Source organism: Micromonospora sp. NPDC050417 (genome assembly GCF_044458865.1).
Classification (GTDB): domain Bacteria; phylum Actinomycetota; class Actinomycetes; order Mycobacteriales; family Micromonosporaceae; genus Micromonospora_G.
Window position 1 is genome coordinate 211,983 of sequence record NZ_JBITIH010000013.1, and the last position, 21,051, is coordinate 233,033.

Below are 21,051 nucleotides of genomic sequence, written 5' to 3' on the forward strand. Positions count from 1 at the left end.
GCCCCCGGCCCCCCCCCCCGGGCCCGCGGCGCCGGGGTGGGTTTGGACCTGTTCGCCCGGCTAAACGGGGGGGGGCCCCGGGGGGGGGGGGGGGGGCCACTCCGCCGTCATGGGTGCCTACGGGTTAGAACTCCACCGAGGTGAACCTCTTGCCGGAGACGTTCTCCACCTCGACCCGGGCCACATTTGCCGGGTCGATCAGCGCGCTGCCGTCGAGTGTGGTGCCCTCGGCCTCGCCCTTCTGCGACACCACCCAGCTACCGGCCAGGATCTCGGTGCCGTCCTTGCCGACCACCAGCAACTTGCAGGGTTCACCGGCGGGAATGCCGGAAACCGCGGCGTTGATCCGTACCCAGCCGGGCGCGGGTACGAGCGCGACGGTGATCCGGGCACCCGTGGTCGCGTCGTCGGCAGTGGCGAACCGGGTGTCCGGCGCTGCGGTCGCGACCGTGGGGGAGGGCGTGGGCAGGGCCTGGCTCGAACCGTCGTCGGTGGCCCGGCCGACCACGACGCCGGCTGAGATCGCGGCGGCGATGACCACCACCGCGGCCGAACTCATCAGCGTGTTGCGGCGGGTCCGGCGGCCGCCGGACTCCGCCCGGATCTGGCGCAGGGTCCGTTGCAGCAACAGGTCGCCGCCCTCGGGCGGCCCGTCCAGCAACATCGCCTCGGGTACGGTCTCTAGCGCCTGCTGCCACTCCCGTAGCGACTCGACCTCGGCGTGGCACTCCGCGCAGTCGGCGAGGTGCTGTTCGACCTGGCGGGTTTCCTCCGGATCGAGGGTGCCCATCAGGTAGCCGCCGATGTCCACGTGGTCATCAAAGGTGTTCTTGCTGTCCAGCGTCGTCATGAGGCAGACCGTTCCATCCCGGGTGAGCGCTCCGAGTGGATCTCGCGTAGCGCCCGGAGTGCATAGAAGGAGCGCGATTTCACCGTCCCGGGCGGGATGCCGAGCGCCTTGGCGGCTTCCGCGACTGTACTCCCGAGTAGGTATACCTGTTCAAGCACCTCGCGGTGTTCCGGTGACAGCTTGTTGAGTGCGTCCACGACAACCATCGAATTGACCACATGGTCGGCGTGGTCGCGTTCGATCGCCACCTCGACCGGCGTTTCCGCCACTTCCGTCGGGCGTGCGTTGCGCGCCCGGATGGTGTCGGTGACGATGTTGCGTACGACCGTCAGCAACCATCCGCGTACCGATCCCTTGCCGTTGACCAGGCTGTCCGGATGTCGCCAGGCGCGTACCAGCGCCTCTTGGACCACGTCCTCGGCTGCCGCACGGTCCCGCGTCAGCGCTGTGGCGTACGCCAGCATCGCCCGACCGTGCTCCTGGAACAGGGATCGGACCAATGCCTCGTCCGCCACCTCGCGGCGACGCTGTGTCCTTAACCCCGCCATATTCCTCCGCCCTCCGCGGCCCCCACCATGCCGACGTCTGCCGGCGCCGGACCAAACAATGAAGCAGTGATTTCCGTGGAGTTCGTACGCGCATGGTTTGTGTGCCAACCATCACTTTGACCCTCCTCGGCTGTCGATCGGCGCCCCGGGCGGCGCGGCCTTGCCGCCGTCCGGGGCGATGGCGAACCAGATCCCCTCCGTTCCCTGCCCGAGAATCTGTCCGGGCACCTGGTCGTCGGTGAAGCGGTAGACGGGCCACCCCCCGACGGTCACCTGCTGGGTGCCGTCCGCCCGGTTCACCACGCCGAGCGCGGTGGGGTCCAGGTTCTGGAAGGTGATCTTTTCGCTGACCAGCACCGGTGGCCACCGCATCGCGCAGGCGTCGGTGCAGGTCGACGTGGGCGGCTGCGGGCTGTCGTTGTCGAACCGGTACAGGGTGAAGCCCTGCCCGTCGAGCACGACCGGACCCAACTCCGGGTTCTGTCCGAGCTGCACCGACCTGGGCCAGTAACCGCCCTCCGGGCTGCGCTTACCCAGATCGTTCTGCACGGTGCCGACATCCGGCTGAGGCACGGCGACCGGATTGGTCACCGTGCTCGTGCACCCCGCGGCGAGCAGGGCCGAGGCCAGCGCCAGCGGACCGAGCAGCCTACGAGAGCTGACTGCCTTCATCACCACTTCCTTCCTTTCGGGTAACGAGCAGGGGAGGGATCAGCCCCGGCCGCCGTACGGCAGGGCGCCGCGGGCGCGAGCCGGTGTGGGCGGGTCGAGGCGTAGTCCGAGTACGCCGACGTCGAGTGCGCCGTCCGCGCCCGCCTCGAACCGCCAGGCCGCGTTCGGTACGTCCCCGACGACCAGCACGGCGGCCGTGTCGTCCGAGAGCCTCGCCAGTGCGCCGAGCCGCTCGACCGCCACCGACGGAATCGGCGCGGTGACCACCACCAGTTGTCCGCGCAGTGGTCCCGGCGCGCCGAACTCGGGACCGGGTGCGCCGGACCGACCCGAGGCGACGGGCGCGGTCACCCCGTCGACATCCGTGGCGGTACGCAGACGGCCCCCGGGCAGCCGGGTACCGGGCACCGGACCGACGACGGTGATCGCCACCGACGCGGCGGTCGGATCGACGCCGATCTCGTCCAGGAAGGCGCCGACCACCGCCATCGAGACGGCCGGGTCACCGGTGAGCGCCACCACGCCCGGCGCCCGTCCCAGGTTCACCACGGTCAGCTCGCCACCGATCGTGCCGACCGTGGCGAGCAGCGGAAGACCGGTTGTCCCGACCGTGGCCGAGGCGTCGTCCAGTTGCCAGTTGGGCGCCTCCCACACCGAACCCTGTTCGCGCGGCTGCCACGGTGACGGCGCCTCCGGTACCGCCGGGGCCAGCCGCAGCGACACCCGGTCCGGACCGACGACCGCCGCGTACACCTGGGGTCGGGACACCTGGGTGGCGAGCTGGCGCAGCGCGCGGTCGAGCACCGCCCGGGAGCCGGTCGCGACCGGTGCCGGCGCCGCCGGTCGGCTGCCTCGGCGACGCAGCGCCGGCACTCCGACGACGGCCGCAGCCACGAGCAGCAGCAGACCCAGACCGATCGCGACCGCCACGGTGGGAGAGAGACCGAGGATCCGGGTTCCGGCACCGCCGCCGATCGACGTCGCCGGAGGAGCCGGGGGCAGTGCGCCCGGCGCGGACCCCGGTGGGGTCGCGATCGTCGGCGATCCGTCCGCACCGGGCGGTGGTCCGATCCGGATCTCGCCGGAACTCCCGTTGTTCGGCAGCACCAGCACCCACCCGGCGCGTAGCTGCGCCGGGTCGGTCAGCGTCAGCCCGTCGGGTTGGGTCCGGCCCTGGTTGAGATCGAAGATCTCCGGCCAGCGGCGGCTGTCGCCGAGGAGCCGGTCCGCGACCCCGGGCAGGGTCAGTTGGCTGGCCGTACCCGGATCGCCCGGAACCACCCAGTACGGCACCGTCGGATCGGCCACCGCCCGGCCGGGGGTCAGGGGCAGCAGGATCAGCAGCGCGGCGGCCACGAGGGCCAACCAACCCGACGCCGTGCTGGTACGGCCGCTTCCGATGCCGGGGATCAGCCTGCGCATGACTACCTCGTTCACAGTGGCTCGTGGATGGGTACGGGCGCGCCCCGACGGGCGGGTCTCCCGGCCCTTTTCCGGGAATGACACGCACACGTACCGGGGACCGGATCGGTTCAGGGCGAATGAACCGGTGGGCCGGCAGGTCCGTGTACCGCGCAGAGTTGCTGCGACGGCCGAAGGAATCCGCATGAGCGTGATCGACGTTCCCGGTGCAGAGTTGGAGCGGGTCCACGACCTGCTGCAACGCACCAAAGACCTGATGGACAGCGCACCGATCAAAGCCATGGGCCAGTTGGTCGACTCGCTCGGCCAGCACGACCTGGAATCGGCCGCACACGAGTTCGAGAAGCGGTGGGGCGACGGCCGCCACGTCCTGGGCAAGGACCTGGAGGGGGTACGCGACGCGGCGAAGGCGGTAGCGGACGCGTTCCGGGAGACAGACGAGCAGACGGTAGCCGCGCTCACCGAACCGGCGACCGACGGATCAGCACCGCAGGCGAAGGAGTAGTTGACGTGACCGACGTGACCACCACGGCCGCCCCGGCTCCCACCGGGTTCCGGCTGCGTACGCCCGAGGACTGGGTCGACTTCTCCCTCGCCGACGAGGCCAGCGAGAACCGGATCGCCCACGACGTCTGGACCCAGGCTCGCGACGCCGGCCTGTCCGAGATCCAGGCCGGGGCGTTCACCGAATCGGTACGCCGGTCGGTGCGGCACGCCCGGCGCTCCGGCGCGGTGCACGCCGCCGGGACGTTCCAGCTCTACGAGGACGGCCCGTTCACCGCCACCGTGCTGGTATCGGTGGTGACCCCACCGGCCAGTGGTGACCTGCTCGGCGCCCTGACCGCGGTGCAGCACCCGGAGCAGGCGGACGGGACCTGGCGGCGGGTGGGTACCGCCCAGATCAACGACATCGGTACGGTCGGCCGGGTGTACGGCGTCCAGCACGTCACCCTGGACGAGGCGACCATCCGATCCGTCGTGATGCACACCGTCGTACCCCTGCCCGGCGCCACGAATGTCCTGGTGGTGACCGGGTCCAGCCCGAACGTCGCCGAGGTCGACGAGCTGTTCGCGCTCTTCGACACGATCACCCGCACGTTGGAACTCACCCCGTCCACCGGCACGGCGGCCGGCCCGGCCGGACACTCGGCGGCGACCGAGGGGGGACCGGAGTCGGCGTGACCGGCACTGCGCCGGCAACACAAGCTCAGGGGGGACACCGACGGTGTCCCCCCTGATCGCGTACCGCCTCAGCCGAGGGGGGCCGCTTCCCGTACCGCTTCTTTCACCGCAGCCAGGTCGGTACGGGGCACCTGCACCGCCCGTACCCGGCCGTCACCGAAGTGGGCCAGCGCCCGGCCGGGCCGCCCACCGCCGAGTTGACCCCGGGACAGTTTCGCCCCGAGCAGCTCACCGTCACCGAGCCCCTGTGGGCTGAGCAGGGCACCCTGCCGGTTACGGCGGGCGTCGACGTGCCAGCCGCCGAAGCCGCCGGAGAGCCCGTCGATGGTGCCCGCCATGATCACCGCCCGCCCGGTCTCCGTACCGGTCCGGGCGATCTCGCCCAGGTCGCTGCCGGCATCGCACTTGAGCAGCAGTTCGGCGTCGTCGAGTACGACCACCACGGGACCGCTCCGGTTGCCGGTCGCCGCCGCCAGTCGGGCCGAGGTGAAGTCCTCACCGGCGACCACGTCGAGCACCCCCGGGACCCCGGTCAGCTCCCGCAGCGGTGAGCGGCGCGGCGCCGCGACGACCACCGGCGTCCCCCGTTCCAGCAGTGCGGCGACCATCGTCATCAGCACCGTGCTGCGCCCCGACCGGGGTGGGCCGGCCACGACGAAGCTGGAGATGGTGGCCAGGTCGGGCCCGACCCCGGTGAGCTGGTCACCGCCGACGCCGAGCAGGGCCCAGAGCGGGCCGGTCGGGCGCACCAGCGCCCGTGCCTGCGCGAGGCTCACCTCGTCGGGCAGGACGTCGATCCGGAACGGGCGGACCGCCTCCGACAGCTCCCGGTCCCGCGACCGGGTCGCCTCGGCGATCTCGGTGAGCACCCGGGCCTGCCCCTGCCCGGAGCCGTCGGCCGCCGCCGGTTCCGCGCCGGCCAGGCGAACCGGGGCCAGCAGCGCGATCTGCGCCTCGGCGCCGTCGACCGCCCGCAACGCCCGGCCAGCCTCGATCTCGTCGGGCAGTTGGCGATAGTTGATGCCGACCATGCTGTAGTCGCTGCGCTCGCTGAGCCGCAGCACCAACTTGTCCTCGGTGGTGGCGGAAACCCGGGTGGAGAACATGCTCCGGTCCCCGGCCAGCACCAGGTGGATACCGACGCCGGCGCCCTCGCGTAGGAGGGTGAGCAGCGCCGACATCAGGGTGCCGTTGTCGAAGTCGGCGAAGGTCTTGTCGAAGACCTCCCACCGGTCCAGCAGCACCAGGATGTGCGGCGGGCGCTCGGACCCGGCCGTCCCGGACCGGAACTCGACCAGGCTCGCGGAGCCGGTCGAGGCGAGCAGTTGCTGCCGGCGCCCCATCTCGGCGGTCAGCCGGGTGAGCAGGCGACCGAGCCGCTCGGCCTCGGTCCGCTGCACCACCGCACCACAGTGCGGCAGCTCGCCGAGGGCGAGCAGGGCGCCGTTGCCGCAGTCGATGCCGTACAGGTGCACGTCGGCGCTGGAGTGCGCGCGGGCCAGCGTGCCGGCGATCGTACGCAGGGTCTGTGACCGGCCACTGCGCGACGATCCGATCACGTGCAGGTGCCCGAGCGTGGCCAGGTCCAGTTCCAGCGGGACCTGCTCCTGCCGGGCCGGCAGGTCGACCAGCCCGTACGGGACCGCCGGCAGGTGGTAGTCGCCGGTACGGGGAGCGGGCAGCGCGTCCACTGTCAGCGTCGTCGGCAACGCGGGCAGCCAGGGGCTGTGCTGGGGCGCGATGGCGAGCCGGTCGCTTGCCCCGCGTACCGCCTGGACCAGGACCGCGAGGTCGGTCAGTTCGGCCGAGGGGGCGGAGCCGCCGGGGCGGCTCGGTGCCGGCCGACCCAGGTCGGTCCAGTCCAGCGGCACCAGCCACGGTGCCGGTCGCTCGGTCGTGACGCTACCGGGGCGGAACCCGCCGACCCGACCCGCCTGGAACGGCACCAGTGAGGACTGCGCCAGCCGGACGTACGCCCGGCCGGGTGTCGACTTCGAGATCGAGGCCGCGTCGGGGGCGTTCAGGACGTCCTGACTCTCGCTGCTGTCGGTGACCCGCAGCGCGATCCGCAGGTTGGTGTTGGCCCGGATCTCCGGCGAGACCACCCCACCGGGTCGCTGTGTCGCCAGCACCAGGTGGATGCCGAGTGAGCGGCCCCGCTGCGCGATGTTGACCAGCCCGGTGACGAAGTCGGGCAGGTCACGGACCATCGAGGCGAACTCGTCGATCACGATCAGCAGACGCGGCATCGGCGTGCGGGTCGGCTCCCGGCGCAGCAGTTCCACGTAGTCGTCGATGTCCTTCGCGCCGGCCTCGGCCAGGATGTGCTCCCGGCGTCGCAGTTCGGCCGAGAGTGAGGTCAGCGCCCGACCGACCAGGTGGGTGTCGAGGTCGGTGACCATGCCGACGGTGTGTGGCAGCAGCACGCAGTCCTTGAACGCGCTGCCGCCCTTGTAGTCCACCAGCACGAAGGTCATCGCGTCCGGCCGGTTGGCGACCGCGAGCGCGGCGACCAGGGTCTGGAGCAGCTCCGACTTGCCCGATCCGGTGGTCCCGGCGACCAGCGCGTGCGGCCCGTCCCGCTTCAGGTCGAGAGCGAACGGGCCGTCCAGCGAGATGCCGAGCACCGCCTCGGTGGTCCGGCCACCGGTCGCCCAGCGGGCCGCGACGGCATCCGCCTCCGGCGGTTCCATCGCCAGTACGTCGAGCAGCCGGCTGGCGTCCGGCAGGGCCCCACCGTCGTCCTTGCCGCCGGTGTCCCGCAACGGTGCCAGGGCTCGGGCCACCCGGCGCAGCCACTCGGGCGCCACCAGGTCCGGGTGTACACCGGAGATCGGCTCGGCCAGCGTACGGGTGACCAGCAGGGTGCCGTCGGGCTGCTGGGAGACGACCGCCTGGCACTCCTCGGGCAGCAGCTTCTCCTCGGCGTCGAGACAGATCGCGAACACGCCGACCGCCGGCCCCTCCCGCAGGATCTGGGTGACGCCCGGCAGCGTTCGCAGCTTGCGTGCGCCGTCGAGCACGACCAGGACGTCCCGGAACGCACCGTCGGTGGTCGAGACCGCCGCGCGGGCCGAGATCAGCGCGACCAGCTCCGCCACCCGACGGGCCAGGGTCTGCGTGTCGGCACCGACGGTGGCCAGGGTGTCCTGACCGTCGCGCGGGGCCAGGTGCGGCAACCAGCGCGTCCACGCCCAGCCTTCGGCGTCGCCGGCCCCGGCGAGCAGGTAGAGCTGTAGGTCCTCGGGGCTGTGCAGCGCCGCGGCCTGCGCGAGCATCCACCGGGCGGTGGTCCGGGCCAGCTCACCACCGGCGACACCGACAACCCCGTGCCGGCGTACGGCAACCGTCGCCGGTACGTCCAGCGCACTCCACCGGATCTCCCGCCGGTGCTCGTCCTGGGCCGGGTCGCTGAGTACGACCTCGGACGGCAGGTCGGCCGTGCCGGCCCGCAGCTCCAGGAAGTCCGGGTCGGACCGTCGTCGCTCCCAGAGCCGTCGCTGCGGTCCGACCGCGATCAGCAGCACTGCGGCAGGGTCCGGGCAGCTGTGCCGGCGGGCCACCCGCTCGGCGGTCAGCGCCTCCTGTGCCTCGGCGGCGACGCGCGCCTTCTTCTCCTCGTACTCGGCGAGTCGGCCCCGGTACGACGCCCGGCCCTGGCGGCGGCTGCTGATCTGGTTGGCGATCAGCGCCAGCGGCGACAGCAGGGCGAAGAGCAGGGTGGCCGGGTTCTTCGTGATGAAGTACGCCGCGCCGGAAACCACCAGCGGGGCCAGGATGGCGATCAGCGCCAGGGGGCGACGTTCCGGTGGGGTCGGCGGGTTGGGCAGGGCGAACCGGGTGGTCTTGGCAGCCGGCAGCAGCCGGGGAGGCCGGTTGTAGTCGAACCCGGTCCGGTCCTCGGAGAGTTGCAGAGCGGCGTCGGCCCGTTCCGGCGTACGGAGTTCCAGCAGGGACGAGCCGACGGCCAGTTGCGCCCCGGGCGGCCAGACCACCTCACCGTCGAGTTCGGCGCGGTCGAGCAGCAGTCCGGCGCCGACCGGGAGGAGGTGGCACCGGCCGTCGGGGGAGACCCGTACCCGGGCCGTCACCGCGGCCAGGGTCGGATCGGAAAGACGTACCCGGCAGGTGCTCGCCGCGCCCACGGTGTGTTCACCGATGTCGAGCGGGTAGACACCACCGGCGTCGCTGCCGCCGACCACCCGTACCTCGACCAGCCCTCGTGGCGGCGCGGCCGTCTCCTCCACGGGGTGGCCCAGCCCGAGTACCGTGCCCTGCCGCAGCGGCGCTTCGGCCAGGGCCAGACCGGGATGCAGTGGCGTCCCGGCAACGAAGATCGGGGGCGGTTCCTCGGTGGGCTCCGGCCGTCGGGCGGCCAGTGCCCCGGCGAGTTCGTGGACGGTGGTCTCGGGTGTGACGTCCACCTGGTAGTCCGTCGCGACGGAGGGCGGATCCACAACGGTGAGCAAGAGGCGCACGACATTCTCCTGGTCGGTTCGTTCCCGGTGGGGAACCGGTCGAATGTGCTGGGCGGGAAACAGCGGATGTGCTGGGCGGGAAACGGACAAGGCCGCGCGGTGGCGTTCCACCGCGCGGCCTTGATGTCCCCGATTCAGCCGAGGCTGTTTCCGGTCTGGGTATCGGTGTCCTCGAACGCCGTGCCGACCTGCTGGAGGTACTGGCTGATGCCCTCCATGCCCTGGAGGGTCTGGTCCACACTCGACTTGTACTCGTCGAAGTACGGACCGAACTTCGCCTGTGCGGCCGGGGTGTTGTAGCCGCCCTGGATCAGGGTGTCAATCTTGCTCTTGGCCTGGTTCATCCCGTCCAGCAGCGTCTGCATGTTCTGCTGCAGCCAGCTCGCCGACTCCTGCATGTCCTCGGTCTGGATGTGGTAGGTCGCCATGACGTTCCTGCTTTCTTCGTGGATGAGAAGTGCTGTCGACAGGGGCTCGGCGGTCTCGCTTCGAAGTCCCCGTCGCCGTTGCCACCATCCACACGGACCGCCGTCGGAATCGGTTCAGCGAATTTTTCGGAGACCGGTCCGACGGTGATTTCCCGCGCCGGGTGAACCGGTTCGTGGTCCGTTCCGTGTGAATGCCGAACCGGGTCCGACACGCCGTCGGCACCCACACGGAAACGACCAGCAAGAGGTGGACACGTCATGAAGCTGCCCCGCAGGATCGCGTACGCCGCGATCGCCCTGACCGGCCTGGCGGCCCTGGCCGCCTGTGGCGACGAGGGCGCCGCGACCGCCACCGCCACGGTTCCGACCGCGACCGCGACGATCGCGGCCGTGCCCGTTGCCCCGAGCACCGAGCCGACGCCCGAGGTGATCGGGGACACGCCGAGTTCCACTCCGGTCACACCGCCGGTGGTGGCCAAGACCCAACGGCGGGTGAAGATCTACAGCGGTCCCTCCGACGTACCGCTCTCGCCGGCGCCCGACACCGGCCAGGGGAGCAACATCGTCCAGCTCAACAGCACCGCCTCCGCGCAGATCGGTGCCTTCGTCGCCGACGGGCAGGGCAGGACGCTCTACCGCTTCGACAAGGACACGGCCCAGCCGTCGAAGTCCAACTGCAACGGTGACTGCGCCAAGACCTGGCCGCCCCTGCTGATCAAGTCGCCGGGGGCGATCTACCCCAGCGGCGTCGACCCGCAGCTCGTCGGCTACGTCGAGCGGGCCGACGGCACCTGTCAGGTGACCATCAACGGCTGGCCGGTCTACTACTTCGCCAAGGACGAGAAGCCCGGCGACATCCTCGGCCAGGGGGTCGGTGGCACCTGGTTCGCGATCAGCCCGGCCGGCGGCAAGACCAAGGCCGCCCCGCAGGCGATCTCCGCACCCACCGTCGCCGGCTACTGATCCGGCGACCGATTCCGGGAGACGACATGACCAGCCCGTACGGACCGTTCGGCAGCAACGACCCGCAGTCCTGGAGCCAGCCCACCGGCGGCGGCCCGGGGACTGCCTCGGGTGGCGGTGGGGCGGGTCCGGTGCCTCGCTGGGGGTCGGTGCCGGCTCCGCAGTGGGGGCCGGCACCCGTACCGCAGTGGGGGCCGGCGTCGCAGTCGCGGCCGGCCCAGGACCCGGGGCAGTCCGACCGGCGGCCCCGGTGGCGGCTGCCGACGACGCGCCGCACGCTCCTGGTCGTCGGTCCGGTGCTGGTGCTGGCCGCCCTGGTGGTCGTGCTGGGCCTCGTCTGGCCCGGCTTCCTCGACAAGTTGGTCTTCGACCGGGCGGCCCTGCAGGTCGGCGTGACGGACGTGCTGCGTAACAGCTACCAGGTCGACGTCACCGCGGTGAGCTGCCCGGCCGACCAGCCGGTACGCGTCGGCACGAGATTTCCGTGCGCGGTGCTGGTGAACGGGGAGCAACGAACCGTCACGATCGTCGTCACCTCGGACGACGGCCGGTTCGAGGTTGGGCGTCCGCAGTGACCGGGGTACGGCCGACGCCGGTCAGGGCCCGGTGCGCTCGACTCCTCGACCCGTTCGACGGTCCGGTGGCCGTACGGTCACCGGACCGTCACCCGGCCGTGGCGCCCTTGTCGTCGCAGACCTCGCCGGCGTTGAGGCAGCGCACCACCTGCGCCATCAGCGGTGCGGGGAAGAGGTTGACGAAGAAGGCGTGGTCGGTGAGCGGGCTGTTGTGCTGACCGTCGAACGCGTCGATCTGGTAGCGGGTGCCGGGCGGCAGGTCGTAGCTCGCCACCAGGCGCAGCCGCGGCACCGCGAAGGTAGCGACCGGGCATCCGCCGCCGGCGACCGGGAAGACCAGGTGCTGCCGGTGGTCGGCGCTGTCCAGCCGCCGCCCGTCCCAGCAACTGGGGAAGTCGAAGACCCGGACGACCTGTCGACCGGGCCCGCAGACGGGATACCGGGTGGTACGCCGGTCCGGGGTGTCGGAGCAGGTCCAGGTGGCCCGTGCCCGCGCCCCACCGTTGGTGATCGCGACCGCGTCGCCCATGGTGGCGCGCAGCAGCGACGGCATCGGGATCACCGGGGTCCGTGGGTTGCCGTAGAAGGTGAGCGTGAACGAGACCGGCAGTTGGATCTCGCCCAGGTGCTCGACCGGAGCACCCGGTTGAGCACCCTGTCCCACGGTCGGCGCGGCGTGCTCGCCGTGGCCGTCGGGGAGCGTACGCAGCACCGGCCAGTAGTAGGTGGACTTGTCGCCGTTGGCGCAGGTGGTGTCCCCGCCGACGAGGCTGTCGACGGTGGAGTCGACGTCGGTGGAGAGGTTGCCCACGTAGTCGTGCACGTGGTGCACCGGACCCGGCATGCCCGGCACCACCACCACGTTCGCCGTGTTGCGATGGCCGTTGGCGTTCCGGCCGCAGTCCCAGGTGTAGGTGCCGGTCGCGGCGCCGGGGACCGGGTCCGGGTCGACCTGCCCACCGGGCACGGTGGCGATGTCGACATAGTCGGGGCCGAGCAGCGCGGCAGCGGACGGGGGCGGTGAGCCGGCGTCCGCGGCGGTCCGGAGACCGAACCCCACCCCGATCACCACCAGCGCCAGCACCAGGGCGAGCGTGCTTCGGCGAACTGCCGCAGCTTTCCTCATGATCCCCACCCTAGGTAGTCGCATAGGACGGGGCGAACCCCACCCGACCGCCTTCATCAGGCTACTGACCTGGGTAGACGGCTGTCGTGGGGCAGAGTCGCAGATCCGACTCTCGGTGAGATTGTGATGCTTTTCAAGCAGGGCAACGTACGAAACGCCCCCGGCGGCCGGACCGGACATGATCCCGACCACAGCCGCGAGCGCGTACGCGACCGCCGTCACTACCGTTTGTCGTACGTACGCCCGGCAGGTCGACGTCAGCTCCGGTGACGGCAGGTGAACCTTGACTTACTCTTCGCTCCACTCGGCGGCGTTTCCTGTCGGCGGTCTCCTGCCCTGGCTCGTCGTCGCGGTCGGGCTGCTGATCCTGCTGCTGCTCCTGCCGGCGCTGGTCGTGTACGCGTGGCCGCTGCGTCACGGACGACTGCGGCACGCACTGGTCGAGTCGCTCGACTACCCCGCCGCGATCGCGCGGGCGGAGGAGATCGTCGCCGCGGACCGGGAGGATCCGGAGGTGACCCCGGAGGGCGGGAGCGTGCTGCTCTCCCACGGGGTCCGCACCGCCAGGGCCGTGCTGATGCTGCACGGCTACACCGTCTCACCGGCCCAGTACGCGAACCTGGCCCGGTTCTACTTCGCGCACGGTTACAACGTGTACGTCCCGCGCGCTCCCCGGCACGGACTGGTCGACCGGCGGGAGGAGGGGCGGCTCACCGCGACCGAACTCGTCGGGTACGCGAACGAGTCGGTCACCATCGCGGCCGGCCTGGGGGAGGAGGTCGGGGTCGTCGGCATCTCCGGTGGAGCCGTACTCGGCACCTGGCTGGCCCAGTACCGCGCCGACGTGGTCCGCCGGCTGCTCGTCCTCGCCCCGTTCTACGGGGTGAACCCGGCGAAGGCGCCGAGCTACCTGATCAAGCCGCTGACCGTACTGTTCGGGTTTCGGATCCTGCCCGACCGTCAGGTGACCGGAACCGGGTTCTGGCTCTCGGCGCTCTCCCAGTACCTGCGCATCACGATCAACCTGCCGGCGCTGCCCGGTCGCAGCGACCTGCGCAGTGTGGCGGTGGCGTTCTCGGTCAACGACGAGTCGATCGACCAGGGCGCCGCTGTCGACCTGCCCCGGAGGCTGGCCGACGCGAACGACCTGCCGTTGCGGGTGCACCGGCTCGGCCGGGAACTGGGGCTGGCACACGACATCGTCCGCCCGGAGCGGGTGGGCGATCTCGCCGACGAGTTGGACCAGCTCTACCTCGACCTCTACGAGGGCCGTGACGGTGCGGTGAGCCGTGACCAAGAACCGGCGACGTCGACCGTTGCCGGGCGGATCGACGACATTGACTGGAACCAGGAGCCTACCTCGGCGGCCTGACCACCGGCGGGCTCGGCATGACCGACAGCGGCATCCAGGCCACGATCAAGGGCATCGCCAGCGGGTTCTACCGCCGGGTGCACGCCACGTACGCCGGCGCCCTCGCCTCACCCCGACCTCGCCGGCGGCGACTCAGGAGACCAGCGTGCCGCCGTCGGCGGTCACGATCGTCACGCCGAGTAGGGGATCGGGGCCGCCCAGCGACCCGGAGCGGTCAGGGGCGGTCCGGTCCGGGTGCTGCCGCGCGGGCCGCCTCTCGGTCGACGTCGGCGTGGCCGGGCCACCATGCGGTGTGTCCGAGCAGGGCGGTGATGGCGGGGGTGAGGAAGAGCGACATGACAAAGGCGACGATCGCGATTCCGGCCGAGATGGCGAAGCCCATCTGGGTCAGCGTGCTGTTGCCGGCCAGCATCAGTGAGGCGAACGTGCCGGCGAGGATGAGACCGGCGGCGGCGATGGTCGGCCCGGCGTGCCGGATCGCCATGGCGGCGGCATCGCGGGGGTCGCGTCCCTCGCGGGCCTCCTCCCGGAGCCGGGCGACCATGAGGATGTTGTAGTCGGTGCCGAGCGCGACCACGAAGAGATACATGATCACCGGCAGGATGAAGATCAGACCGGGTTCGCCGAGGGCGTCCTGGAAAATCAGCACGGTGGCGCCGAGGGTCGCGGCGAAGCCCAGTCCCACCGACACGATGAGATACCAGGGCGCCACCACGCTGCGCAGCAGCAGTCCGAGAATGATCATGATGAGCACGGCCGCGACCGGGAACACCACGGCGTAGTCCCGGTTCACCGCCGCCTGGATGTCGACGAAGACCGCGGTGATGCCGCCGACGAGTGCGGTGGTGCCGTCCGGCGCGGCCGAGTGCGCGGTGTCGCGCAACGGACCTTTGATCGTGCGCAGTGCGGCGGCGGACTGCGGGGTGTTCGCCAGCGTCACCTGGAAGTCGGCGACGGTCCGATCCGGCGACAGTGTGGGTTCCCCGACCTGTCCGACACCGGGCACCTTGGCCAGCGCCGCCCGGTACGCGGTGAGCTGGTCGGCCGGGAGTGGCTGGCCGGTGTCGGAGCGGAGGAACACCATGGAGGGTTCGGTCGCCCCGGCCGGCAGTCCCTTGAGTAGCTCCTTGCTCCAGACGTTCGACTCCGACTCGGTCGCGGTCGATCCGCTGCTGAGGTCGAAGTTGGGGTGGAAGCCGAAGGAGAAGACGGCAAGGATGATCAGCGCGACCCCGGACACCCCCGCGTAGAGAGCCGGGCGGCGGCCGAGCGAGCGGCCGATGGCGGCGAACCGGGCCCCGCGCGGCTCGTGCCGCCACGCCTTCGACGGCCAGAACACCTTGGTGCCGAGGAGCGAGACGATCGCCGGGATCAACGTCAGGCCGGCGACGAGCGTGGTGGCGACCGCGATCGCCAGCGCTGGGCCGAGGGAGCGGAACAGGCCGAGGGTCGAGAGGGTCAGGGCCAGGAACGCGATGATCACCGCGCCGGCGGCCGAGGCGATCGCCTCACCGGCCCGCGCGACCGCGCTCACCATCGCGGTCTTCGGGTCCTCGCCGAGCCGTAGCCGTTCCCGGAAGCGGAACATCAGGAACAGGATGTAGTCGGTGCCGACCCCGAACAGCACCACGATCAGCATCGCGCTGACCGAGCTGTCGGTCTTGAGGTCGAATGCCTGGTTGGCCCAGGCGATCAGCCCGGTGGCGATCTGCGACACCAGACCGATCGCGATCACCGGCAGGATGGCGATGATCGGGCTGCGGAAGATGATCAGCAGCAGGACGAGGATGAGGCCGATCGTGGTGATACCGATGATCGCGTTGGCCCGGTCCCCGGACTTCTGGGCGTCGAGGTTCTGTGCGGCCGTACCGGTGATGCCGGACTTGAGCCCGGAGCCCGCGAGCAGGTCCGGTAGCGCGGCCCGGAGCGCCTTGACCGCGTCCGGCTGCGCCTGGTCACCCGGTCCCCGTTGCGGGGTCATCTCGACCGCGATGATCTGGATCAGTCGGTTGGGTGACGGCGGTGTCGGGGTGAGGGCGATGACGTCCGGGATGTGTCGTCCGGCCAGCGCCTGGGAGATCGAGTTCACCTTCGCCGCGTCGGTCTCCGTCAGCGGCCCGTCGTCCTGGCGTTCGAACACGATGATCGCCGCAGGCGTGGCGGCCCGAGGGAACGCCTGCTGCTGGAGCTGCGCGGCCCGGATCGACTCGTAGTGCGAGGGGAGAAACGACGCCTCGTCGGTGGTGGCCGTCAGCGTCGGCGCGAAGCCGATCACGCCGACCGCGGCGGCCACCCAGGCGAGGATCACCCAGACGGGGTGGCGGACCACGAGCCGTCCCACAGCAGCGAACACCGGCGGCACCTCTTCGTGATCGACGGATCGCACTCCGTGATCAAAGTAAGTGCTCGGTTGGCCTCGGGTGGGACGAATGGTCCGGATCCCCCGAAACGAGGTCGGCCCCGACCTGTGGTGCCGACCTCAGGCTCGGGCCTCAGACGCCGGCCCATGCCTCCCGCGCGGTGACCACCGGTACGCCGGTCCGGACCGACTCCTCGATGGCCAGGCTGATCAGATGGTCCTGACACGCCTGCGCGAGCGGGTACGGCGCCGCCTCCTCGCCACGCGCCCACGCGCCGGTACGCGCCACGATGTCCGCCACCGCGATGTCGTCGTCAGAGAGCCCCGTGCCCACGAACGGATTGCGGTAGACCACCGACCCGTCGAAGCTGATGTGCTTCAGATCCAGCCCCTCCAGGTTGAGGTCGATACCGGTCTGCCGGCGGACCAGCGTCGACTCGACCGGGGTCGTCGGGTCGACCAGCCGGACCACGGAGTCGTCGACCAGCTCGCCGAGCGAGCCGCGTACGGTCAGCCGCCGGGCCCGCAACGGGTTCCACCACTGGTTGTCGGTGAAGTCGTACAGGCCCATCCGCCCACCGAAGTCGATCGTCGCGAGCGTGGTGGCGAGCTGCTGCGGCGTACCGTCACCGCTCCAGCCGGCCGGCGACAACGGATCGGCCAGCGGCGCGACGAACGACCGCGCGCTCACCTCGGCACTGTCGTAGTCGACCCCGAGCAGGCCACGGATCAGCGAGACCGCGTGGTACAGGTGCGTCGACGAGATCTGCACCGAGGTCGGCTCGCCGATCACCCCGGCCCGGACCAGTTCGAGTCGCGCGGCATGGCCAGGCATCAGCAGGTACTGCTCTGCGACCTGCACCAAACCACTGCCGCCGACCTCGGCCCAGAGCGACCGCAGCCCGTCCAGGTCCGGCGCGGGAGGCGTCTCCGCGAGCACCCGTACCCCCTGGCCGACCAGGTCACGGGTCACCTCCGGGGTCACCGCCCAGGGCACCGAGACGATGACGAAGTCAGGCCGCCCGTGGGCGAGGAGCTCGCCCGTCGTACGGAAGGTCGGTACACCCCACTCGGCCCGTACCTCGTCGCCCCGCTCCGCCGTCCGGGTCACCACTCCGGTCACCTCGAACCACTGTGGCAACAGCCGGGCCAGTCGCAGGAAGAACAACGAACGCCAGCCGCTGCCGACAATGCCGAAGCGGGTCACCGCTACCGATGTCATCTGGACTCCTCACATCACACCCGCGGGTGCACCGGTCGCCGCCGTCGGTACCGTCGGCGAGAAAACCGTACCGTCGCGAAGAATTTCGATCATTGCCCACAACCCCGAACGGCCCTGCTGGTGTCTATCAGGTGCGAGGGAGGGAGCCGGATGCGCGCGGACGAGGAAGAGGCGTACGTCGAGTACGTCCGTGGCCGGACGGTGGCGCTGCGCCGTACCGCCTTCCAGCTCTGCGGGGACTGGCACGAGGCGCACGACCTGGTCCAGGCGGCCCTGCTCAAGCTGTACCGGCACTGGTCACAGGCGTCGACCGCCGAGTCACCCGACGCGTACGTCCGCCGGATCCTGGTCAACACCTTCCTCGACCAGCGCCAGAGCTGGTGGGCCCGGCGGGTCCGGACGTTCGCGGAGTCGGCCGACCGACCGGCCCCGGACCCGGGTACGGAGAGCCGCCTGGACCTGATGGCGGCGCTGGCCCGGATCTCGCCCGGACAACGGGCGGTGCTCGTGCTCCGCTTCTGGGACGGGCTCGACGTGTCCGAGACCGCCCGGACGCTCGGCTGCTCCACCGGCACGGTCAAGAGCCAGACCTCACTCGCCATCGCCGCGTTGCGCCGGCTGATGCCCGACTACGTGCGGGAGTCCTGATGACCGACCAGCGGGTGAGCGAGCTGTTCCGGGGCGCCGATCCGGGGGACGGGCCGGCGCTGCCCGAGGGGTACGCCGAGCGGCTGGTGGCGGTCGGTCGGCGCGGCGTACGTCGGCGGCGGGCGCTCGGCGGTTCGGTCGTGCTCGTCGTCCTGCTCGCGGTCGGTCTGCTCGGGCTGGGCCCGCTGCCGTCCCGGTCGCCGCAGCCCGCCACCGCCGTGACCGGCGTCAGCCTGCCCGACCGGCTCGCGCCCTTCTCGTTCCGCACCGGCACGATCGGGGACGCCCCGCTGGACCGGGCCGTCATGATCTTCGAGTACGGCAGCGGCGAAACGATCAATGTCTGGCAGCGGCTCGCGCTCGGCGCTGACGGGAACAGCTATCGGCAGCTCGACGGGATACCGCCGGGGACGCCCTGGCTGCTGACCGCCGACGGACGTGCGGTGGTCACGACCGAAGCGAGCCGGGCCACCAGCGCCTTCACGGTGCTGGACCTCTCCACCGGCCTGCGGCACCAGTTCCGGCTACCGGCTCCGGTTGCCGTCGCCCTGCTCGCCTCCTCACCGGACGGCCGCTACGTCGCCTATTCGGCCACGCCGTACCAGGGCAGCAGTTCCGTCATCGGCGAGGTCGAGCAGACTGCCCGGGAGCGGGGGACACTCACCCTCCTCGACCTGACCGACGGCCGTACCACCACCGTGACCGGGGTGGAGGCGGTGTCGGCGGCGGCGTTCTCCCCGGACGGCGGGTCGCTGGCGGTGCAGTCCGGTGCGGAGACCTGGATCGTCGATCGGGCCGGGCAGCGGCTGCGCCGGGTGGCCACTCCCGGCGGCTTCGTCCTGGCCCCCCGGGTGGCCTGGTCACCCGACGGCCGGCTGCTCGCGGTCCAACCGAAGGACTCGTTCTCCGGTACCGGGGCCTCGGACCCGTACGAGGTCCGGTTCGTCGACGCCGTCGCGGACGCACCGGTGCCGCCCCCGGTCTCGGCCGAGCAGCTACTCGGCTGGCGCTCGCCCGACCGGGTTCTCGCGCTCACCCTGGACGGGATCAGCGAGCTTCCGCTGCGCGGGGGCGACCCGGTTGTGCTGACCCGCCCAGACCGGGGCAACAGTTGCGAGTACCACATGCAGCCGTGCCTGGCGCTTGAGATCCGGGCCGCCACCGCGCTCCTGCCGACGCTGACCGTACGGTCGGGTGACGACCCGGACCGCGGGCCCTGGCCCGCGCCGGTGCGGCAGGTCGTCGCGGTCGGGAGCCTGCTGGCCGCGGCATTGGCCGGCGTGCTGGTGTGGCGGTCACGACCCAGGTGGTCCAGGGCCGGTCAGCGTGGTCGGATGGTGCTGGCGAAGCGGCGCCGGTAGGTGGCCGGCGGTATGCCGAGGTGCTGGACGAAGGCCCGGCGCAGGTTCTCGTCGCTGCCGAAACCGCTCCGCCCCGCCGCCGAGGTGACGGTGTGGCCGGCGTCGAGCAGGGTCTGCGCCGCTTCGAGCCGGAGACGCTCGATGTGCCGTGCGGGGGTGGTGCCGAGTTCCCGTTGGAAGAGTCGGGTCAGGTGGCGCGGACTGACGCCTGCGGCGGCGGCGAGTTCGGGTACGGAGTAGTCGCCGGCAGGGTCGGCGGCGACGGTGTCGAGCAGTTCGCGTAGTGGGCGGTGACGTGGTTTGGGCGTCCGCGACGGGGCGGAGAACTGGGACTGCCCGCCGGGTCGTTGCAGGAACACCACCAGGGACCGGGCCACGTCCCGGCTCAGCGTCGGGCCGTGGTCGGCCTCCACCAGGGCCAGGGTGAGGTCGATTCCGGCGGTGACGCCGGCCGAGGTCGCCACCTTGTCGTCGATGACGTAGAGGGAGTCCTCCTCGACGTCGACCTTCGGGTGTCGCCGGGCGAGCGTCTGCGCGTGCCGCCAGTGGGTGGTGGCCCGCCGGCCGTCGAGCAGGCCGGTGGCGGCGAGCAGGAACGCGCCGGTGCAGACGGAGACCACTCGCTGGGCCGAGTCGGCCATCGTGGTGGCCGCCGCCACCAGTGCGGGGTCGAGGCCGGCGACGGCCAGCGACTCGGCACCGGGCAGGAGCACGGTGTCGAGCCCGGTCACGGCCGGAACCGGGCCGTCGACGGTCAGCCCCAGGCCGGTCGAGGAGCGTACCGGCTCGCCGTCGGGTGAGTGGAGCGTGACCTGGTACGCGGCGCCGTACCGGTTTGCCTCGGTGAGGACCTCGGCCGGACCCGCGACGTCGAGCAGGGTGACGCCGGGAAAGACGAGCACGCCGACCCGGTGGGGTCGAATGGATCTGTCCGTCATGGCTCTACCACCTACTGTGATGTCCTAATCTGTGGCCAGTATGGCTGAAAGGACATGGCGGCTGATCGGCGCGGGCGGCGAGAGTGGGCCACGACCCAGGGGCGTCCGTCCCCATCTTCCGATCCTGAGGAGAAACCGATGGCCGAGCGCGTCGCCGGAATCGAGATCCCGCCGAGTCGCCTGGTCGGCGAGGCGACCGACCTGGTACGTGAGGCGGCGCCGTCGCTGCTGTTCCACCACTCCCGGCGGGTCTACCTCTTCGGCATGCTGCAGGGACAGCGCCGGGGGTTGCACCCGAACCCCGAACTGCTCTATATCGGCGCGATGTTCCACGATCTCGGGCTGACCGACGGCTACCGCAGCGCCGACCGGCGCTTCGAGATCGACGGCGCGGACGAGGCCCGCCGTTTCCTGGTCGCGCACGGCATCGACGCCGACTCCGTACGCAAGGTCTGGACCGGGATCGCCCTGCACACCACCCCGGGCATCCCCGAGTTCATGGAACCCGAGGTCGCCCTCGTCACCGCCGGCGTGGAGACCGACGTGCTGGGCATCGGCTACGACGCCCTCGACCCGGCGGCGATCGCGGCGGTCACCGAGGCGCATCCCCGCCCGGACTTCAAGCGGCAGATCCTGGCCACGTTCACCAACGGCTTCCGGGACCGTCCGGAGACCACGTTCGGCACCGTCAACGCCGACGTGCTCGCGCACTTCGTGCCCGACTTCACCCGTACCGACTTCGTCCGGATGATCGAAACCAACCCCTGGCCCGAATGAGTGAAAGGAAGGGCCCCTTGTTATCGCCTCGGGTTCTAGGGATCGTTGCAACGCCTGATCGTGTCAGGGGTTGTGATGTTCGAGGTTCGCAGCGATCGTCGGCCGCAGGGTCGGAAGAGGTTGGACGCTG

At 71.3% G+C, this 21,051-nt stretch carries 18 protein-coding genes; 8 read left to right on the forward strand and 10 right to left on the reverse strand.

What is annotated here, in order from left to right; genetic code table 11:
- Positions 1-124 precede the first annotated feature (124 nt).
- The 4 genes from ACIBF5_RS18760 to ACIBF5_RS18775 all read right to left on the reverse strand — a co-directional run bounded on the left by ACIBF5_RS18760 (position 125) and on the right by ACIBF5_RS18775 (position 3,492).
- Positions 125-850: a zf-HC2 domain-containing protein gene (locus tag ACIBF5_RS18760; protein WP_396813183.1), complete on the reverse strand. Its 726-nt coding sequence runs from the start codon at positions 848-850 to the stop codon at positions 125-127.
- Positions 847-1,398 (reverse strand): sigma-70 family RNA polymerase sigma factor, encoded by a 552-nt coding sequence (locus tag ACIBF5_RS18765; RefSeq protein ID WP_396813185.1) that lies wholly within the window; start codon positions 1,396-1,398, stop codon positions 847-849. Before ACIBF5_RS18765 ends, ACIBF5_RS18760 begins: the two co-directional genes overlap by 4 nt.
- A gap of 111 nt (positions 1,399-1,509) precedes the next feature.
- On the reverse strand, positions 1,510-2,070 hold the full coding sequence (locus ACIBF5_RS18770) for a hypothetical protein (RefSeq protein WP_396813188.1): 561 nt from the start codon (positions 2,068-2,070) through the stop codon (positions 1,510-1,512).
- A gap of 39 nt (positions 2,071-2,109) precedes the next feature.
- Positions 2,110-3,492, reverse strand: a complete 1,383-nt coding sequence (locus tag ACIBF5_RS18775; protein WP_396813190.1) for a hypothetical protein — start codon at positions 3,490-3,492, stop codon at positions 2,110-2,112.
- A gap of 184 nt (positions 3,493-3,676) precedes the next feature.
- On the opposite strand from ACIBF5_RS18775, the gene ACIBF5_RS18780 reads away from it, so the two are divergent.
- Positions 3,677-3,997, forward strand: coding sequence for a hypothetical protein (locus ACIBF5_RS18780; protein WP_396813192.1), 321 nt, complete (start codon positions 3,677-3,679; stop codon positions 3,995-3,997).
- 5 nt (positions 3,998-4,002) lie between these two features.
- Positions 4,003-4,674, forward strand: a complete 672-nt coding sequence (locus ACIBF5_RS18785) for a hypothetical protein (protein WP_396813194.1) — start codon at positions 4,003-4,005, stop codon at positions 4,672-4,674.
- 68 nt (positions 4,675-4,742) lie between these two features.
- Here the strand turns inward: ACIBF5_RS18785 and ACIBF5_RS18790 are convergent, their stop codons facing one another.
- Positions 4,743-9,152 carry an FtsK/SpoIIIE domain-containing protein gene (locus ACIBF5_RS18790; protein ID WP_396813196.1) on the reverse strand — a complete coding sequence of 1,470 codons (4,410 nt, stop codon included), beginning with the start codon at positions 9,150-9,152 and terminating at the stop codon, positions 4,743-4,745.
- Between the two features lie 134 nt (positions 9,153-9,286).
- Positions 9,287-9,580 carry a WXG100 family type VII secretion target gene (locus tag ACIBF5_RS18795; RefSeq protein ID WP_170208458.1) on the reverse strand — a complete coding sequence of 98 codons (294 nt, stop codon included), beginning with the start codon at positions 9,578-9,580 and terminating at the stop codon, positions 9,287-9,289.
- A gap of 258 nt (positions 9,581-9,838) precedes the next feature.
- Between ACIBF5_RS18795 and ACIBF5_RS18800 the strand changes: the two genes are divergently transcribed.
- On the forward strand, positions 9,839-10,543 hold the full coding sequence (locus ACIBF5_RS18800) for a hypothetical protein (RefSeq protein WP_396813198.1): 705 nt from the start codon (positions 9,839-9,841) through the stop codon (positions 10,541-10,543).
- A gap of 26 nt (positions 10,544-10,569) precedes the next feature.
- Entirely contained in the window at positions 10,570-11,118 is a 549-nt protein-coding gene (locus tag ACIBF5_RS18805; protein WP_396813200.1) for a DUF4333 domain-containing protein, read from the forward strand.
- 88 nt (positions 11,119-11,206) lie between these two features.
- On the opposite strand, the gene ACIBF5_RS18810 is transcribed toward ACIBF5_RS18805, so the two are convergent.
- Positions 11,207-12,244, reverse strand: a complete 1,038-nt coding sequence (locus ACIBF5_RS18810; RefSeq protein ID WP_396813202.1) for a DUF1996 domain-containing protein — start codon at positions 12,242-12,244, stop codon at positions 11,207-11,209.
- A gap of 283 nt (positions 12,245-12,527) precedes the next feature.
- Between ACIBF5_RS18810 and ACIBF5_RS18815 the strand changes: the two genes are divergently transcribed.
- Entirely contained in the window at positions 12,528-13,616 is a 1,089-nt protein-coding gene (locus ACIBF5_RS18815; protein ID WP_396813204.1) for an alpha/beta hydrolase, read from the forward strand.
- 214 nt (positions 13,617-13,830) lie between these two features.
- On the opposite strand, the gene ACIBF5_RS18820 is transcribed toward ACIBF5_RS18815, so the two are convergent.
- Positions 13,831-15,969, reverse strand: a complete 2,139-nt coding sequence (locus ACIBF5_RS18820) for an MMPL family transporter (RefSeq protein ID WP_396813206.1) — start codon at positions 15,967-15,969, stop codon at positions 13,831-13,833.
- A gap of 139 nt (positions 15,970-16,108) precedes the next feature.
- Complete coding sequence (locus ACIBF5_RS18825; RefSeq protein ID WP_396813208.1) at positions 16,109-17,197, reverse strand: Gfo/Idh/MocA family protein; 1,089 nt, start codon at positions 17,195-17,197, stop codon at positions 16,109-16,111.
- A gap of 150 nt (positions 17,198-17,347) precedes the next feature.
- Here ACIBF5_RS18825 and ACIBF5_RS18830 point away from each other — a divergent pair, with 150 nt between their 5' ends.
- Positions 17,348-17,845 (forward strand): SigE family RNA polymerase sigma factor, encoded by a 498-nt coding sequence (locus ACIBF5_RS18830; protein ID WP_396813210.1) that lies wholly within the window; start codon positions 17,348-17,350, stop codon positions 17,843-17,845.
- The gene (locus tag ACIBF5_RS18835) at positions 17,845-19,206 is read left to right on the forward strand and encodes a WD40 repeat domain-containing protein (protein ID WP_396813212.1); all 1,362 of its coding nucleotides are present in this window, start codon (positions 17,845-17,847) and stop codon (positions 19,204-19,206) included. Before ACIBF5_RS18830 ends, ACIBF5_RS18835 begins: the two co-directional genes overlap by 1 nt.
- Here ACIBF5_RS18835 and ACIBF5_RS18840 read toward each other — a convergent pair.
- Entirely contained in the window at positions 19,167-20,144 is a 978-nt protein-coding gene (locus tag ACIBF5_RS18840) for a GlxA family transcriptional regulator (protein WP_396813214.1), read from the reverse strand. The genes ACIBF5_RS18835 and ACIBF5_RS18840 overlap by 40 nt on opposite strands.
- 138 nt (positions 20,145-20,282) lie before the next feature.
- Here ACIBF5_RS18840 and ACIBF5_RS18845 point away from each other — a divergent pair, with 138 nt between their 5' ends.
- Positions 20,283-20,921, forward strand: a complete 639-nt coding sequence (locus tag ACIBF5_RS18845) for an HD domain-containing protein (RefSeq protein WP_396813216.1) — start codon at positions 20,283-20,285, stop codon at positions 20,919-20,921.
- The last annotated feature ends 130 nt before the right edge of the window (positions 20,922-21,051 follow it).